Source organism: Streptomyces sp. H39-S7 (assembly GCF_027158205.1).
GTDB lineage: Bacteria > Actinomycetota > Actinomycetes > Streptomycetales > Streptomycetaceae > Actinacidiphila.
Genome location: NZ_JAPVLU010000002.1, coordinates 246,133 through 259,866, shown reverse-complemented (window position 1 = coordinate 259,866; position 13,734 = coordinate 246,133). Strand labels below are relative to the sequence as shown.

Here is a 13,734-nt window from a genome sequence, read left to right as displayed (position 1 = left end):
CGTCCGTTCAAACGCCATTGCCGGCCGGGCCGGCCGCGAGCAGGTCCCGCAGCCCGCGGCGCCCCTGGCGCATCATGAGCGCGTGGTTGGCCCGGAAGAACGGCCGGCACGGCACCGCGAGGCGGCGCATCAGGGGCTTGCGGACGACGACGTCCTCCTCGAAGAGCAGCCGGGTGCCCCCGGCGTCGGGCCTCACCGTCCAGCGGACCCAGCCCTCCAGGTCACCGGTCATGGTCACCTCCAGCACCCCGGCGGCGTTGTCGTGGCGCGACTCGCGCGCGTCGACCACCAGGTCGTAGGGGAGCACGGAACGGAACCGGAGGGTCCCGGTGGTCTCGCTGGTGCCCCGCACCTCACGCACCTGCCGCCACCAGAGCGGGTACTCGTCGGGGCGTTCGAGAACGGCGAGGACGGCCTCGGGCCGGGCATCGAGGTGCCAGCCGGTGCGAAAGCGGTAGCGGCTCCAGTCCATGGGACCAGTGTGGGTTCTCCACCGCTCCGCGAGGGCCGGTTCCGGAAACGCCGAAGGCCCGGAAGCTTCTCGGCTTCCGGGCCTTCGGTCGGGGTGGGCGATACTGGGTTCGAACCAGTGACCCCTTCGGTGTGAACGAAGTGCTCTCCCACTGAGCTAATCGCCCCCGTGCGGGGACAACGTTACCGCACCTCAGACGGTGCCCGGGACCATCCGCGGATCAGCTGATCCGCCACGGCATCTCGAATCCGAAGCGCCAGAGGTAGTAGCCGAGCAGGACGCCGATGATCACGAGTCCGACGGACGTCAGGACGATGTTGCGCCGCCGCACCTCGGGGTCGAGAGCGCGCTGCGCCGCCTCGGTCACCTTGCGCCGCGTCCAGCGCAGCACCAGCTGCGCCCAGACGAATTCGGTGGCCCAGATCGCCATGCCCCCGAAGATCACCAGCCAGCCGGGGCCGGGGAGCGGCAGCATCACCACGCCGGCCGCCACGACGGCCAGCCCGACGATGAAGACGCCCACCTGCCAGCTGAGATGCAGTCCTCGGGATTTCCTGATGAATTCAGGAGCCTTGGAACCGAGCCCTCGGTCCATGGCTGCATCATCCTCCTGGATTTCATCACTCTCCGCAGTCATGGCACCAAATTTACCTGACGCCCGGAGATCACCGGAATGGCCTTCGACACTGTAAAAGTACTGGGCCGGACGAGGTACCAGAAGCCTCACAAACCAGTCAGAGGGGTTTACAACGTCCCCGCAGGTGGCATGTCGATTTCGCCGACGTGCGAATCCCCGAGCGCACACTGAGCGAAAGGCCCTGGCGCTTATGAACACCACGGTCAGCTGCGAGCTGCACCTGCGCCTCGTTGTGTCGAGCGAATCCTCACTGCCTGTACCCGCAGGCCTGCGGTACGACACGGCCGATCCCTATGCCGTGCACGCCACATTCCACACTGGTGCCGAAGAGACGGTCGAATGGGTGTTTGCCCGCGATCTGCTCGCCGAGGGCCTGCACCGGCCTACCGGCACCGGAGACGTCCGGGTCTGGCCGTCCCGCAGTCATGGCCAGGGCGTCGTGTGCATCGCCCTCAGCTCCCCAGAGGGGGAGGCGCTGCTCGAAGCCCCGGCGCGGGCACTGGAGTCGTTCCTCAAGCGGACCGACGCCGCCGTGCCCCCGGGCACCGAGCATCGTCACTTCGATCTGGACACCGAGCTCTCCCACATCCTCGCGGAGAGCTGACCCCAGCCCACCAGCCGTCCGGCGCCGTCCTACTCGGGGGCATGGCCCGGACCCGACAGCCGTACGAAGCCTGGCAAGCGCTTCGCAGAGCCACCGCCGTGGAGCACGACTCCCACGGCGGTGGCTCTCGCGCGCTAGAGTCGCCGGAACGCATCCGCCCGACCCCCTCACCGGCCAGGAGCGATTCCGTGTTGGTCAACCATGACACCAGGTACGCGCTCGACTGCGTGGTGGACCTGATCAACACTTCCCCGGAGAGCGAGGGCCGGGAGGGCCTGCACGACGTCGCCGCGCTGCGCGCGTTCGTCGAGGAGCACCGCGTCAGCGAGGTGGGACGGCTCGGCGAGAGTGACCTCGCCGCCGTGCGCCGGGTGCGTGAGCAGTTCGCGCAGGTCTTCTGTGCCCCCAGCGTCCAGGCCGCGGCCACCCTGCTCAACGCGATGGTCGCCGAGGCCGGCACCACCCCGCGGCTGACCGACCACGACGGCCACGACTGGCACGTGCACTACTTCGCGCCCGGCGCGTCGCTCTCCGACCACCTGGCCGCCGACGGCGGCATGGCGCTGACGTTCCTGGTCGTCGCCGGTGAGTGCGAGCGGCTGCGGCGCTGCGACGCCCCGGACTGCCGCCGGGCCTTCGTCGACCTGTCGCGCAACCGTTCACGGCGCTACTGCGACAGCCGCACCTGCGGGAACCGGCTGCACGTCGCCGCGTACCGGGCACGCCGGCGCGAGGCCGGCCGCTGAGCCCCACCGCCCGGCCCGCCGTTCACAGCATGACGATGTCGTAGAGCGCCCCGAACCCGATGAGTCCCGCGATCACGCACAGGAAGAGCATCAGCGGCGGCTGGGAGAGCGCGAACAGGCACCCCTTGGGTTCGGTGTCGCCGGTGTCGCCTGTGTCGGCGCCCTGGCCGGCTCCTTGGCCGGCGCCTTGTTCGACGTCATGGCCGACGTCATGGTGGACGCACGTGTCGGCGCCCGTCCTCGGCCGCGGGATGTCTCCGGGGACCGGGCTCTCGGCCTCGGATGTCGGCCATGGGCACGGGGGTGACCCCCCGGAAGATCGCAGCACACCGCGATGATGACGCAGCACCCGGCGCCGGCGCGCCCAAGACGCGAACTCTCAGGGGTGGTTCTGTGTTCCGGGGCCTCCCCGGCCGGTCAGATCCCGCGGCGTTTCAGGATCTCCTCGATGTCCGAGAAGTCGGACAGCCCGCCGTCGGCCGAGGCCTTCGGACGGGCCGCCGGCTTGCGGCCCGTGGGCAGCGAGGGCCGGTCGGCGCCGGGGGCCACCGCCGGGGCGCCCGCGGCAGCAGCGGCGGCCCTGCGCTCGCGGCGGCTGCCGCCGCCGTCGCGGCCGGCGGCGAAACGGGTCACCGTGTAGAGCACCGCGGAGACCGCGAGCACCCCGAAGCCCATCCACACCGTCGGCTTGAAGACCAGGTCCGCGGCCCAGCTCCCGGTGGCCGTGCCGACCTTCCGGCCCAGGGTCACCAGACCCGTCATGTACAGGCCCACCGGCAGCAGGGCGAACGCGGCGGTGCGGACGGCCGCGAGATAGCGACGGCGGTAAGCGGTCAGCATCGCGATCGCCAGGCCCGCCGCGGACAGGGCGACGCATACGGTCACGGTCAGCATCCAGTGCTCCTGATCCTGTACTCCTGCGGCTGTGTCCTCGGTCTCTGAGGTCCCTGCCTCCATCGTGCACCCGTCACGAAGCCGGGGGCCACGTCCCGGGGCCCGTCTCAGGGTGATCTCGGGGGAGGGCTCCTCCCCAGGTGCGAGACTGGGCCGCATGAACGACGTCACTCCCCCGGCCACCGCCCGCGCCGTCCTGGAAGTCTGGTGCGAGCTGCAGTGCCCCGACTGCCGCACCGCCCTCGACGACGTACGGGCCCTGCGCGCCCGCTACGGCGACGCGCTCGACATCCAGCTGCGGCACTTCCCGCTGGAGAAGCACCGGCACGCCCTCGCGGCCGCCCAGGCGGCCGAGGAGGCGTGGGCGCAGGGACAGGGCTGGCCGTACACCGAGGCGGTGCTCGCGCGCACCGAGGAGCTCGGCAAGCGCGGCGAGGAGGTCCTCGTCGAGGTGGCCCGCGAACTGGGGCTGGACGCGGAGGAGCTGGACACCGCGCTGATCGACGGACGGCACATGCTGATCGTCGACGCCGACGAGGCCGAGGGCCGGGCGATCGGTGTCACGGGCACGCCGACGTACGTGATCGACGGGCAGCGGCTCGACGGCGGCAAGAGCCAGGACGGGCTGCGCGCGCGGATCGAGGAGATCGCGGACCGGCTGCTCGCCGGATAGTCCCCCGGTCCGTCAGAGCAGCCGCTTGAACAGGCAGCGGCGGACAGTCGCGTACCCCAGGGACTCGTACAGCCGCAGCGCGGGGGTGTTGCCGCCGAAGACGTTCAGGCCCAGGGTGGCGACGCCGGCGTCCAGGCACTCCCGTTCCGCGACGAGCATCAGGGTTCGGCCGTGCCCCTGGCCGCGGTGCTCCTCTCCCACCTCGACGGAGTAGACCCACGCCGGTACCGCCGGGTCGGCCGCGTCCCGCAGCCGTAGCCACAGGGTGCCGACGTCCTGGCGCCGGTGGACCAGAGTCAGCAGCAGGGTGCCCGCGGTGCCGGGGCCGTCGGCCAGGAGCGCTCCGTGATCGGCCTCGGCCCGGGCGGAGGCCTGGGCGAACGGGACGCCGCGCGCCACGAGGCTCTCCACGTAGGCGATCGCCTGCTGTTCGTTCCAGACCTCGTACTCCGCCGCGGTCATCGGCCGGACCGAGCTGCCGGCGGGCAGCTCCGGCGCCGGACCGGACAGCGGCTTGGCCATGTTGCGGTTGCGCTCGGTGTAGCCGAGGCCGTCCGCGAGCCGCCGCACGGCGGCGGCGTCCCCCGGCAGGTCCACCTGCACCTCGTCGCAGCCCCAGCCGCGGAGCACCTCCTCGGCGGCGAGCGCGGCGACCGTGGCGCGACCGCGCCGCCGGTCCGCCTCGTGGATCTCCAGTCCGGTGATCCGGCCGGCCATGACGCCGAACCGCGGCGCGGCGGAGAGCTCGATCCCGCCGACCGGCCTGCTGTTGACGCATACCGTGTAGCGGCGCGACCGCGCGCCGCCCGCTCCGTGCCGCTCCGGCTGATCCGGTCGCAGGGTGGTTGTCATGGCGTCACTCCCCCGTTCAGAACTCCCCCGTTCGGGCTGAGGCCAGTTCTACCCAATCCTCGGTGCCACGTCACGGATTCGGGTCGGCTCCGGCCCGTTCCGCGAAGACCCGCATCGCCTTGGCGGTGACCGGGCCCGGCGCTCCGGGCACTTCGCCCCCGTCGACCAGGCGTACGGCCTGGACGTCGCGGAGGGTGGACGTCAGGAAGATCTCCTCGGCCTCGTCGAGCGCTTCCAGCGGCAGATCCGCCTCCTCGGCCCCGCTCCATTCGGCGACCAGTTCGCGGGTGATGCCCGCCAGGCAGCCGGAGGAGAGCGGCGGGGTCAGCAGCCGCCCGCCGAGCACGACGAAGACGTTGGAGCCGGTGCCCTCGCAGAGCCGTCCGACGGTGTTGCCGAAGAGGGCCTCGGAGGCGCCGTGCGCGTGGGCGCGGGAGAGGGCGACGACGTTCTCGCCGTACGAGGTGGTCTTCAGGCCGCTGAGCGCGCCCCGCTCGTTGCGCGTCCACGGCACCGTGACCACGGCGGTGGTGTCGGGCCGGACGGAGGCCGCACCGAGGGCGATGATCAGAGTGGGTCCCGCGTCGCCCCGGTCGGAGCCGAGCGGGGAGACCCCGCCGGTGTAGGTGATCCTGAGCCGGCCGAGCGGTACGGGATTGGCCGCCAGGACCGCCTCGCAGCCCCTGCGCACCTCGTCGAGGTCCGGGTCGGGGAGTCCGAGACCGCGCGCGGACCGGGTCAGCCGGTCCAGGTGGCGGGTGGTCGCGAAAGCCGCGCCCTCGACGGTCTTCAGCGTCTCGAAGACGCCGTCGCCCACGGTGAGCCCGTGGTCGAGCACCGACACCGTGGCGTCACCGGCGTTCCGCAGCGTGCCATCGACCCAGATCCTCAACGTGTGATCCCTTCGTGTCCCTGATGCTCCCCCGACGCTACCGCCAGCAGCCGGGACGCCTTCAGCTCGGTCTCGTCCCACTCCCGCTCGGGGTCGGAGCCCCAGGTGATGCCCGCCCCCGTGCCGAAGCGCAGCGTCGCGGCCGGGCCGGCCCGGTCGAGCCAGAACGTCCTGATCCCCACGGCCAGTTCACCGGTGCCGCGGTCGGCGTCGACCCAGCCGACGCCGCCGCAGTAGGGGCCCCGCGGCGCCGCCTCCAGCTCCGCGATGATCCGCAGCGCGCTGGACTTGGGGGCGCCGGTGACCGAGCCGGGCGGGAAGGTGGCGGCGAACAGCCCGGCCCAGCCGGTGTCCTGGCGCAGTTCGCCCCGGACGGTCGAGACGAGGTGGACCAGGCCGGGGTGCTTCTCGACGGCGCAGAGCTCGGGGACGGTGACCGAGCCGGTCGCGCAGACCCGTCCCAGGTCGTTGCGGACCAGGTCCACGATCATCACGTTCTCGGCGTGGTCCTTGGGCAGCAGGTCCGCCTCCGTGCGCCCGGTGCCCTTGATCGGGCCGGATTCGACGAGAGAACGGTCACGGCGCAGATAGAGCTCGGGGGACGCGGTGGCGATCTCCACCCCGTGCGCCGGGAGCCGGATGGTGCCGGCGTACGGGGCCGGGTTTCCGTGGGCGAGCACCGTGGCGAGCGCGTCGACGTCGGATCGGGCGGGGTCGGGCAGCGGCGCGGACAGCACCCGGCAGAGGTTGGCCTGGTAGACGTCGCCGGCCGCGATGTACTCCCGTATGCGGCGGACGCCGTCGATGTAGGCGTCCCGGTCCAGCGAGGAGGTCCACGCTCCGGCGACCGGTCCGCGCCAGCCTTCGGGCGCCGTTCGAGGCGCGGACCGGACGTCTCCGAAGCGCGCGCACAGCACCCGTCCCTCGAAGTCCGCGGAGACCGCCCAGAAGCCCGAGGAGTCCAGCGCGGAGAGATCGCTGGTGACATCTCGCAGGTCGGAGGCGACGAGGCCGCCGAAGCGGGCCATCGGGACGAGGTCTCGCACAGTGCTTCCAGGGTCGGTCCGAAGGGGTGTGGCCGAGTCTAGAGCGGCGCCCGTCGCGGCGCCCCGCTGGTCATTCGCTGGTCAGCAGCCCGGCACGCTGCGGAAACCGGTTTTTGAGCTGGCCGTGGAATCCGCTAGAGTTCAACACGTCGCCGGGACGCGGAAGCGCCCCGGAGCTACGACACCTGCGGACGTGGCTCAGTGGTAGAGCATCACCTTGCCAAGGTGAGGGTCGCGAGTTCGAATCTCGTCGTCCGCTCGGCGTGGGGGATTCCCGTCCCCCGCGATGTTGGTGGAGTGGCCGAGAGGCGAGGCAACGGCCTGCAAAGCCGTCTACACGGGTTCAAATCCCGTCTCCACCTCACGCGCGATTAGCTCAGCGGGAGAGCGCTTCCCTGACACGGAAGAGGTCACTGGTTCAATCCCAGTATCGCGCACGCAGCACAGCAGCACGTGTACGGCAGCAGATGTAGTGGTCCCGCGCGATTAGCTCAGCGGGAGAGCGCTTCCCTGACACGGAAGAGGTCACTGGTTCAATCCCAGTATCGCGCACGCAGCACAGCAGCACGTGTACGGCAGCAGTTGTAGTGGTCCCGCGCGATTAGCTCAGCGGGAGAGCGCTTCCCTGACACGGAAGAGGTCACTGGTTCAATCCCAGTATCGCGCACACGTCATGACCGAGGGCCGGAGCGATCATCGCTCCGGCCCTCGGTCGTTCCCCCGTCGTTCCCTGGGATCAGGACGAGAAGAGCATGTGCCCGAAGCTGCGGTGCTTCTGGTGATGGCCGTGGTGGCCGCCGTGCGGGGCACCCCATGCGGGACCCGCGGGGTACGCCTGCTGCGGCGCCGGGTAGGCCTGCTGGGCCGGGTAGGCCTGCTGCTGCTGCGGCGGCGCGACCGGCTGGCTCCACTGGCCTTCGACGCGGGTCAGGGCCTCCAGCTCGCCGTAGTCCAGGAAGATCCCCCGGCAGTTGCCGCATTGCTCGATCTGGACACCGTTGCGATTGAACGTCTGCATCGTGCCCTGGCACTTGGGACAGTGCATCTCCGGCTCAACTCCTCGATTGCGGTGATTCGCCGCCGGAACGCCCGTCCGGCGGAGCTGGGTTCACGATACGTCGGCCATCCGGGCGCAGGCAGCGGTGAGGTCCCGTTCGATCTCGTCCAGCGGCCGGTCCTCGCGGGCGGCGCGGACCACCGCCAGCGCGGCGGACTGGACGGTCAGCGCCCGGGCCGGTGCGTCCAGGGACGGCCAGGGGTCGCCGTCGGCGGGCACCGCCCGGCCGCCGGCCTCGCGGTAGGCGCCCAGGAAGCGCGTCCAGGCGTCCGGGTCCAGCAGGCCGGTCGCGAACCACATGGCGGGGCGGGCCAGGTCCCAGGCGGGATCGCCGATCCCCATGTCGTCGACGTCGATGAGCCGCCACGGACCGCCGGGGACGGGGTGCCGGACGAGCTGGCCGAGGTGCAGATCGCCGTGGCAGAGGGTGTCCGCACGCGGTTGCGGGGCCTCGTCGCGGGCCCAGGCCGGCAGCCGCTCCCAGGCGCGCAGCACGGTGTCCGCGGCGGGCGAGGGGGCGCCGGCCGCCATCCGCGCGACGGCGCGGGCCGCCTTGGCGGGGCCGCGCATGGGCGGCAGGGGTGACGGCAGCGCGTGCGGGGGGACGGCGTGCAGCCGGGCGAGGAGGACGGCGGCGTCCTCCCAGGGCGCACCGCCGGGCTCCTCGCGGTCCACGGGTTCGCCCAGTGGCCAGGCGGTGACCGCCCGGCCGTGCAGCAGGGAGCCGGTTCCCGGCAGGGGCAGCGGGGCGAGCAGGATGCCGTCGAGCAACGGGTGCGCGGCGACGGCCAGCCGGACCGCGAGGGCCTGGCGGTCGGTGCCGGGGGCGTGGGCCTTGGCGACGAGCGCGCCGCTGCGGACCACGGTGCCGTCGGGCCGGTGGGCGAGCACCGAGGTCTCGGGTATGCCGGTGATTCCCACGGCGAGCGCGGCGAGCTCCGCCGTCGGCTCCTCCCCCAGCACTGTCATGCGTTCAGTCAAGCACCCTCGCGGGTCCTGACGTCGCGATGCCCGGGTACCCACCACGGGTACCCGGGCATCACGGCCGTCCGTCGCACCCCCGTCCCCACGGGGTTTCGAACCGGTTCCCCCGCCCGGACCGCTCTTCCGGGCATGGGGCCGATCGATGGGGCGCTGTGTCAGCGCCCCATCAACCCGGCTACGGACGACGCTTGTGTGGCCACCGCGTCGAAGCCTCCGAAGAGCACGGCGAGGAGCACCGCGAGCGGCAGCACCATGGCCGCTGCGACCAGCGGATGGCGCGTGCCGGACGGGCGGGTACCGAAGGCGGCGGTCCTGCTGCCGCGCATGGGGCGCACCGTGCGACTCACTGTGTTCGCCATGACCCTCTCCTGAGGTGTCGGTCGTGCACGCTGGTGGCACGTCTCGGTGGTACGTCTGGTGTCGTTCAGGCAAGCGGCGGGCGTCTGACCTCGGGGGACGAGTGCTACGCCCGCCGCTTGACTTCAACACTAGGTGCGCGACGCGGCCCGGTCGTCATGCCGTCGTACCGCTTTCCGGGCCTCCGGGAGGATGACGCGGGGCCGCCCGAGGTACTCCCTTGGGTGGACACCGGGCCGCCGGTCCCAGGGTGATCCCTGAGGGGGATACCCCCAGGGGATGAGCCGCCCGGCGGGCCGCTGACCATGTCTAGGCTTCGGTGTCGTCCCTCGGAATGGGCTGTTCCACCAGGGCGAGCACCCGGGTGGACATGAAGCGGGCGGTGCGTACGACGGTGCCGTTGCGGGTGACTTCACTCACTTCCACCACGCCGCGGCGCACGGCGGTCTCGACCCGGCGGCCGGCCCGGGTGGCCACCACCTCATAGGTACGGGTGGTGTCCCCGGCATCCACGACTATCTCCACGCGATCACCTTTCACGGCGTCATTCCCCCTTGGCAGACGGTCCGTTGACGGTTAGGGCACGGCCGTTCCACCCCTTCGGAGCGGCCCGTTCCCACCTCTCAAGGATCCCACCCGGCACTGACAATCCGCCGTCCGGCGCATGCGCGGCCTTACGGCACACCGGGAGTTCAGTCCGTAAGCTGTGGACGTCCAACTGGCCAGGCAGCGGGGAAGAACATGGCGATGATGCGGCTCCGGCGCGAGGATCCGCGTGTCGTCGGCTCGTTCAGGCTGCACCGGCGGCTGGGCGCCGGCGGTATGGGTGTGGTGTACCTGGGCGCCGACAAGCGCGGCCAGCGGGTGGCGCTGAAGGTGATCCGGCCGGAACTGGCGGAGGATCAGGAGTTCCGTTCGCGGTTCGCCCGCGAGGTCTCGGCCGCGCGCAGGATCCGCGGCGGCTGCACGGCACGGCTGGTGGCGGCCGATCTGGACGCGGACCGGCCGTGGTTCGCCACCCAGTACGTGCCCGGCCCCTCGCTGCACGACAAGGTCGCCGAGGAGGGGACGCTGCAGGCGTCCGAGGTCGCCGCGATCGGCGCGGCACTCGCCGACGGCCTGGTGGCGGTGCACGAGGCCGGGGTGGTCCACCGTGACCTGAAGCCCTCGAACATCCTGCTGTCGCCGAAGGGCCCGCGGATCATCGACTTCGGGATCGCCTGGTCGACCGGCGCGAGCACCCTGACGCACGTGGGGACGGCCGTCGGCTCCCCCGGGTTCCTCGCCCCCGAGCAGGTGCGCGGCGCGGCCGTCACCCCGGCGACCGACGTCTTCGCGTTCGGCGCGACCCTCGCGTACGCGGCGACCGCGGACTCGCCGTTCGGGCAGGGCAGCTCCGAGGTGATGCTGTACCGGGTCGTGCACGAGGAGCCGGACCTGAGCGCCGTGCCGGACGCGCTCGCGCCGCTGGTCTACGCGTGCCTCGCGAAGGATCCCGCGGACCGGCCCAGCACCGTCCAGCTCTCCGAGCGGCTGGCCGAGATCGCGGCGCGCGAGGCGCGCGGGCTCGGCGCGCCCCGGCGCGAGGGGGTGCCGAAGGCGGCCGGCCCGCGCCCGGAGCGGCCCACCGGGCGGCGGGCCGAGGAGTACGCGCAGCAGCACACCGAGCGGCGTACGGGGGGCGGCACGGCGTCCACGGCGCGGCACACCGGCCGTACGCCGGTGCCGCGGCCCCCGGGGCAGCGCACGCCCGCTCCGCGCACCCCCGCGCCCCGCACGCCGACCGGACGCCGCCCCGGCCGCCCGGACCGGCGGCTGCTCCGCCAGCGACTCATCGTCTTCGTCATCGTGACGCTGCTGGCCGCGGCCTGCATCGCGGTCGCGCAGGGCGCCTGGCCGCGCTGACCCACTGGCGCACTGGGCCGCCCGGCTGCGGGCGGCCCGCTTTCCCGCGGCGCCCCCGGAGGGGTCTGGCGTCGGCACCCTCACATCGACTACGTTACCAAGCGCTTGCTTAGTAACGATGAGATCGATGAGCGGGAAGGACGTGGCGCATGACGACCGAACCGGCGGGCACCCCCGACGAGGAGGGCCTGCGCCACCGCGTGCGGGCGCTGCTCGACGAGCACGACCCCGCGTCCACCGAGCGCCTGGCGTTCCTGCGGGCGCGGTTCGACGCGGGCCTGGCCTGGGTGCACTACCCCGAGGGCCTGGGCGGGCTCGGCGCCCGCCGCTCCCTGCAAGGTGTCGTGGAAGCGGAGTTCACGGCCGCCGGAGCGCCCGACAACGAGCCGCGGCGGATCGGCATCGGCCTGGGCATGGCCGCCCCGACCGTCCTGACCTACGGCACCGACGAGCAGAAGGCACGCTTCCTGCGGCCGCTGTGGACCGGCGAGGAGGTCTGGTGCCAGCTCTTCAGCGAGCCGGGCGCCGGCTCCGACCTGGCCTCGCTCGGCACCCGCGCGGTACGTGACGGCGACGACTGGGTGGTGACGGGCCAGAAGGTCTGGACGTCCAACGCGCACAACGCGCGCTGGGCCATCCTCATCGCCCGCACCGACCCGGACCTGCCCAAGCACCGCGGTATCAGCTACTTCGTCTGCGACATGACCGACCCCGGTGTCGAGGTCCGCCCGCTGCGGCAGATCACCGGCGAGGCCGAGTTCAACGAGGTCTTCCTGACCGGCGTCCGGATCCCGGACGCGCACCGGCTCGGGGCCGTCGGCGACGGCTGGCGGGTCGCGCAGACCACCCTCATGAACGAGCGCGTCGCGATCGGCGGCGCCTCCATCCCGCGCGAGGGCGGCATGATCGGCACCGTCGCCGCCACCTGGCGGGAACGGCCCGAGCTGCGCACCCCGGACCTGCACGACCGGCTGCTGCGGCTGTGGGTGGACTCCGAGGTCTCCCGGCTCACCGCGGAACGGGTCCGCCAGCAGCTCGCCGTCGGTGCGCCGGGCCCCGAGGGCTCCGGGCTGAAGCTCGCCTTCGCCCGGCTCAACCAGCAGATCAGCGGCCTGGAGGTGGAACTCCTCGGCGAGGACGGACTGCGCTACAGCGACTGGACGATGACCCGGCCGGAGACCGTCGACTTCTTCGGACGGGACGCGGGCTACCGCTATCTGCGCGCCAAGGGCAACTCGATCGAGGGCGGCACCTCCGAGATCCTGCGCAACATCGTCTCCGAGCGGGTGCTCGGCCTGCCGTCCGAGCCCCGCACCGACAAGGACGCCGCCTGGAAGGACCTTCCCCGATGAACCAGCCTTCGCCGCAGCCGTCGTCGCAGCCCGCGACCCCCGATCTGCTGTACTCCGACGTCGAGGACGACCTGCGGTCCGCCGTTCGCGGCCTGCTGGCGGACCGCTGCCCGCCGACCGCGATCCTGGCCCGGATCGAGAGCGGCACCCCGTACGACCTGGAGCTGTGGCACACGCTGGCCGCGGAGATCGGCGTCGCGGGGCTGCTCGTACCGGAGGAGTGCGGCGGCCAGGGGGCGTCCGCCCGTGAGGCCGCGGTCGTGCTGGAGGAACTCGGCGGCACGGTCGCCCCGGTGCCGTTCCTCGGCAGCGCGGTGCTCGCCACCGCGGCGCTGCTCGCCGCGCCCGCGGCGGCGGGGCCGCTGCTGAAGCGGCTCGCCTCCGGCGAGGCGACCGCGGCGCTGGCCGTACCGCTGCCGACCGCACCCGGCGCGGCGTTCCCGGCGGGTGTCCGGGTCGCGGCCGACGGCACGCTGAGCGGCCGGATCACCAGCGTCGCCGACGTGTCGGTCGCGGACGTGCTCGTCGTGCCGGCGGTGGGCCCCGACGGGCCGGGCCTCTACGAGGTCGCGGCCGACGCCGCCGGGGTCTCCGTCGACGTGCCGGTGTCGCTGGACCTGACGCGGCCGATCGCCGACCTCACCCTGGACGCGGTCGCCGCCCGGCTGCTCGTCGGTCCCGACGCGGCCGTGGGGGCCCTGCACGCCGCGCTGCTCACCGGGGCGGGTCTGCTCGCCTCGGAGCAGCTGGGCATCGCGCAGTGGTGCCTCGACGAGACCGTGCGCTATCTGAAGGAGCGGCACCAGTTCGGCCGTCCCGTCGGGTCCTTCCAGTCGCTCAAGCACCGGCTCGCCGACCTCTGGCTGGAGATCGTCTCGGCCCGCGCCGCCGCGCGCAACGCCGCTGACGCGCTGGCGTCGGGCAGTTCCGACGCGGCTGTCGCGGTGGCCGTCGCCCAGGCGCACTGCGCCACGACCGCCGTGCACGCGGCGGAGGAGTGCGTCCAGCTGCACGGCGGCATCGGCATGACGTGGGAGCACCCCGCCCACCTCTACCTCAAGCGCGCCAAGGCGGACGAGATCGCGCTGGGCACGCCGGGGCGCCATCGGGCGGCGCTCGCGGAGTTGGTGGGCCTGCCGGGCGCCGCCGGCTAGAGCGTGGCGGTGTCGCGGTGCGCCCGCGCCTGCGGCTCCGGCTTCGGTGCGCACCGTCGGCGGTGGGTCGGGGGCGCCGGGGGGGGCCGCGGGCGCCCCGCTCGCGTAC

Annotated in this window: 17 protein-coding genes and 6 tRNA genes; 11 read left to right on the top strand and 12 right to left on the bottom strand. The window is 72.8% G+C overall.

What is annotated here, in order from left to right:
* Positions 1–7 precede the first annotated feature (7 nt).
* The 3 genes from O3X23_RS03040 to O3X23_RS03030 all read right to left on the bottom strand — a co-directional run bounded on the left by O3X23_RS03040 (position 8) and on the right by O3X23_RS03030 (position 1,109).
* Positions 8–472 (bottom strand): SRPBCC family protein, encoded by a 465-nt coding sequence (locus tag O3X23_RS03040; RefSeq protein WP_269269484.1) that lies wholly within the window; start codon positions 470–472, stop codon positions 8–10.
* 94 nt (positions 473–566) lie between these two features.
* Positions 567–638 (bottom strand) — tRNA-Val (locus O3X23_RS03035).
* Between the two features lie 54 nt (positions 639–692).
* Positions 693–1,109, bottom strand: a complete 417-nt coding sequence (locus O3X23_RS03030; protein ID WP_269269483.1) for a TIGR02611 family protein — start codon at positions 1,107–1,109, stop codon at positions 693–695.
* Positions 1,110–1,299: 190 nt separating this feature from the next.
* Here O3X23_RS03030 and O3X23_RS03025 point away from each other — a divergent pair, with 190 nt between their 5' ends.
* Together O3X23_RS03025 and O3X23_RS03020 are read left to right on the top strand one after the other, a co-directional pair.
* Entirely contained in the window at positions 1,300–1,713 is a 414-nt protein-coding gene (locus tag O3X23_RS03025) for an SsgA family sporulation/cell division regulator (protein WP_003959770.1), read from the top strand.
* 188 nt (positions 1,714–1,901) lie between these two features.
* A complete protein-coding gene (locus O3X23_RS03020; protein ID WP_269269482.1) occupies positions 1,902–2,459 on the top strand; it encodes a CGNR zinc finger domain-containing protein in 558 nt (185 codons plus the stop codon).
* Between the two features lie 22 nt (positions 2,460–2,481).
* Here O3X23_RS03020 and O3X23_RS03015 read toward each other — a convergent pair whose 3' ends face one another.
* Together O3X23_RS03015 and O3X23_RS03010 are read right to left on the bottom strand one after the other, a co-directional pair.
* Positions 2,482–2,787 (bottom strand): hypothetical protein, encoded by a 306-nt coding sequence (locus O3X23_RS03015; protein WP_269269575.1) that lies wholly within the window; start codon positions 2,785–2,787, stop codon positions 2,482–2,484.
* An 89-nt stretch (positions 2,788–2,876) separates the two neighbouring features.
* Positions 2,877–3,353: a hypothetical protein gene (locus O3X23_RS03010; RefSeq protein WP_269269481.1), complete on the bottom strand. Its 477-nt coding sequence runs from the start codon at positions 3,351–3,353 to the stop codon at positions 2,877–2,879.
* A 157-nt stretch (positions 3,354–3,510) separates the two neighbouring features.
* Between O3X23_RS03010 and O3X23_RS03005 the strand changes: the two genes are divergently transcribed.
* Entirely contained in the window at positions 3,511–4,026 is a 516-nt protein-coding gene (locus tag O3X23_RS03005; protein WP_269269480.1) for a DsbA family protein, read from the top strand.
* A 12-nt stretch (positions 4,027–4,038) separates the two neighbouring features.
* On the opposite strand, the gene O3X23_RS03000 is transcribed toward O3X23_RS03005, so the two are convergent.
* The 3 genes from O3X23_RS03000 to O3X23_RS02990 form a co-directional block, all read right to left on the bottom strand.
* On the bottom strand, positions 4,039–4,878 hold the full coding sequence (locus O3X23_RS03000) for a GNAT family N-acetyltransferase (protein ID WP_269269478.1): 840 nt from the start codon (positions 4,876–4,878) through the stop codon (positions 4,039–4,041).
* A gap of 70 nt (positions 4,879–4,948) precedes the next feature.
* Entirely contained in the window at positions 4,949–5,770 is an 822-nt protein-coding gene (locus O3X23_RS02995) for an aminotransferase class IV (protein WP_269269477.1), read from the bottom strand.
* Entirely contained in the window at positions 5,767–6,816 is a 1,050-nt protein-coding gene (locus O3X23_RS02990; protein WP_269269476.1) for a chorismate-binding protein, read from the bottom strand. Before O3X23_RS02990 ends, O3X23_RS02995 begins: the two co-directional genes overlap by 4 nt.
* Before the next feature lie 187 nt (positions 6,817–7,003).
* Here O3X23_RS02990 and O3X23_RS02985 point away from each other — a divergent pair.
* The 5 genes from O3X23_RS02985 (at position 7,004) to O3X23_RS02965 (ending at position 7,483) form a co-directional block, all read left to right on the top strand.
* A tRNA-Gly gene (locus O3X23_RS02985) sits at positions 7,004–7,075 on the top strand.
* Between the two features lie 32 nt (positions 7,076–7,107).
* A tRNA-Cys gene (locus tag O3X23_RS02980) sits at positions 7,108–7,178 on the top strand.
* A 3-nt stretch (positions 7,179–7,181) separates the two neighbouring features.
* Positions 7,182–7,253: transfer RNA gene (locus O3X23_RS02975), tRNA-Val, on the top strand.
* A 43-nt stretch (positions 7,254–7,296) separates the two neighbouring features.
* Positions 7,297–7,368 (top strand) — tRNA-Val (locus O3X23_RS02970).
* Between the two features lie 43 nt (positions 7,369–7,411).
* Positions 7,412–7,483 (top strand) — tRNA-Val (locus O3X23_RS02965).
* A gap of 69 nt (positions 7,484–7,552) precedes the next feature.
* Here the strand turns inward: O3X23_RS02965 and O3X23_RS02960 are convergent.
* The 4 genes from O3X23_RS02960 to O3X23_RS02945 form a co-directional block, all read right to left on the bottom strand.
* Positions 7,553–7,861, bottom strand: coding sequence for a TFIIB-type zinc ribbon-containing protein (locus O3X23_RS02960; protein WP_269269475.1), 309 nt, complete (start codon positions 7,859–7,861; stop codon positions 7,553–7,555).
* A 63-nt stretch (positions 7,862–7,924) separates the two neighbouring features.
* Complete coding sequence (locus O3X23_RS02955; RefSeq protein WP_269269474.1) at positions 7,925–8,842, bottom strand: phosphotransferase family protein; 918 nt, start codon at positions 8,840–8,842, stop codon at positions 7,925–7,927.
* Positions 8,843–9,012: 170 nt separating this feature from the next.
* A complete protein-coding gene (locus tag O3X23_RS02950) occupies positions 9,013–9,216 on the bottom strand; it encodes a hypothetical protein (protein WP_269269473.1) in 204 nt (67 codons plus the stop codon).
* 307 nt (positions 9,217–9,523) lie between these two features.
* Positions 9,524–9,754 (bottom strand): hypothetical protein, encoded by a 231-nt coding sequence (locus tag O3X23_RS02945; protein WP_138352665.1) that lies wholly within the window; start codon positions 9,752–9,754, stop codon positions 9,524–9,526.
* Positions 9,755–9,955: 201 nt separating this feature from the next.
* On the opposite strand from O3X23_RS02945, the gene O3X23_RS02940 reads away from it, so the two are divergent.
* From O3X23_RS02940 to O3X23_RS02930, 3 genes are all read left to right on the top strand, one after another.
* Positions 9,956–11,119 carry a serine/threonine-protein kinase gene (locus tag O3X23_RS02940; protein WP_269269472.1) on the top strand — a complete coding sequence of 388 codons (1,164 nt, stop codon included), beginning with the start codon at positions 9,956–9,958 and terminating at the stop codon, positions 11,117–11,119.
* A 149-nt stretch (positions 11,120–11,268) separates the two neighbouring features.
* Positions 11,269–12,471 (top strand): acyl-CoA dehydrogenase family protein, encoded by a 1,203-nt coding sequence (locus tag O3X23_RS02935; RefSeq protein WP_269269471.1) that lies wholly within the window; start codon positions 11,269–11,271, stop codon positions 12,469–12,471.
* Positions 12,468–13,625, top strand: coding sequence for an acyl-CoA dehydrogenase family protein (locus O3X23_RS02930; protein WP_269269470.1), 1,158 nt, complete (start codon positions 12,468–12,470; stop codon positions 13,623–13,625). The genes O3X23_RS02935 and O3X23_RS02930 overlap by 4 nt, the downstream gene beginning before the upstream one ends.
* Positions 13,626–13,734 lie beyond the last annotated feature (109 nt).

What these genes read in the sequence shown, in the direction of transcription:
- O3X23_RS03040 (WP_269269484.1), bottom strand. Translation starts at nt 472, where the DNA reads ATGGACTGGAGCCGCTACCGCTTTCGCACCGGCTGGCACCTCGATGCC.
- O3X23_RS03030 (WP_269269483.1), bottom strand. Translation starts at nt 1,109, where the DNA reads ATGACTGCGGAGAGTGATGAAATCCAGGAGGATGATGCAGCCATGGAC.
- O3X23_RS03025 (WP_003959770.1), top strand. Translation starts at nt 1,300, where the DNA reads ATGAACACCACGGTCAGCTGCGAGCTGCACCTGCGCCTCGTTGTGTCG.
- O3X23_RS03010 (WP_269269481.1), bottom strand. Translation starts at nt 3,353, where the DNA reads ATGCTGACCGTGACCGTATGCGTCGCCCTGTCCGCGGCGGGCCTGGCG.
- O3X23_RS03005 (WP_269269480.1), top strand. Translation starts at nt 3,511, where the DNA reads ATGAACGACGTCACTCCCCCGGCCACCGCCCGCGCCGTCCTGGAAGTC.
- O3X23_RS03000 (WP_269269478.1), bottom strand. Translation starts at nt 4,878, where the DNA reads ATGACAACCACCCTGCGACCGGATCAGCCGGAGCGGCACGGAGCGGGC.
- O3X23_RS02960 (WP_269269475.1), bottom strand. Translation starts at nt 7,861, where the DNA reads ATGCACTGTCCCAAGTGCCAGGGCACGATGCAGACGTTCAATCGCAAC.
- O3X23_RS02955 (WP_269269474.1), bottom strand. Translation starts at nt 8,842, where the DNA reads ATGACAGTGCTGGGGGAGGAGCCGACGGCGGAGCTCGCCGCGCTCGCC.
- O3X23_RS02950 (WP_269269473.1), bottom strand. Translation starts at nt 9,216, where the DNA reads ATGGCGAACACAGTGAGTCGCACGGTGCGCCCCATGCGCGGCAGCAGG.
- O3X23_RS02940 (WP_269269472.1), top strand. Translation starts at nt 9,956, where the DNA reads ATGGCGATGATGCGGCTCCGGCGCGAGGATCCGCGTGTCGTCGGCTCG.
- O3X23_RS02935 (WP_269269471.1), top strand. Translation starts at nt 11,269, where the DNA reads ATGACGACCGAACCGGCGGGCACCCCCGACGAGGAGGGCCTGCGCCAC.
- O3X23_RS02930 (WP_269269470.1), top strand. Translation starts at nt 12,468, where the DNA reads ATGAACCAGCCTTCGCCGCAGCCGTCGTCGCAGCCCGCGACCCCCGAT.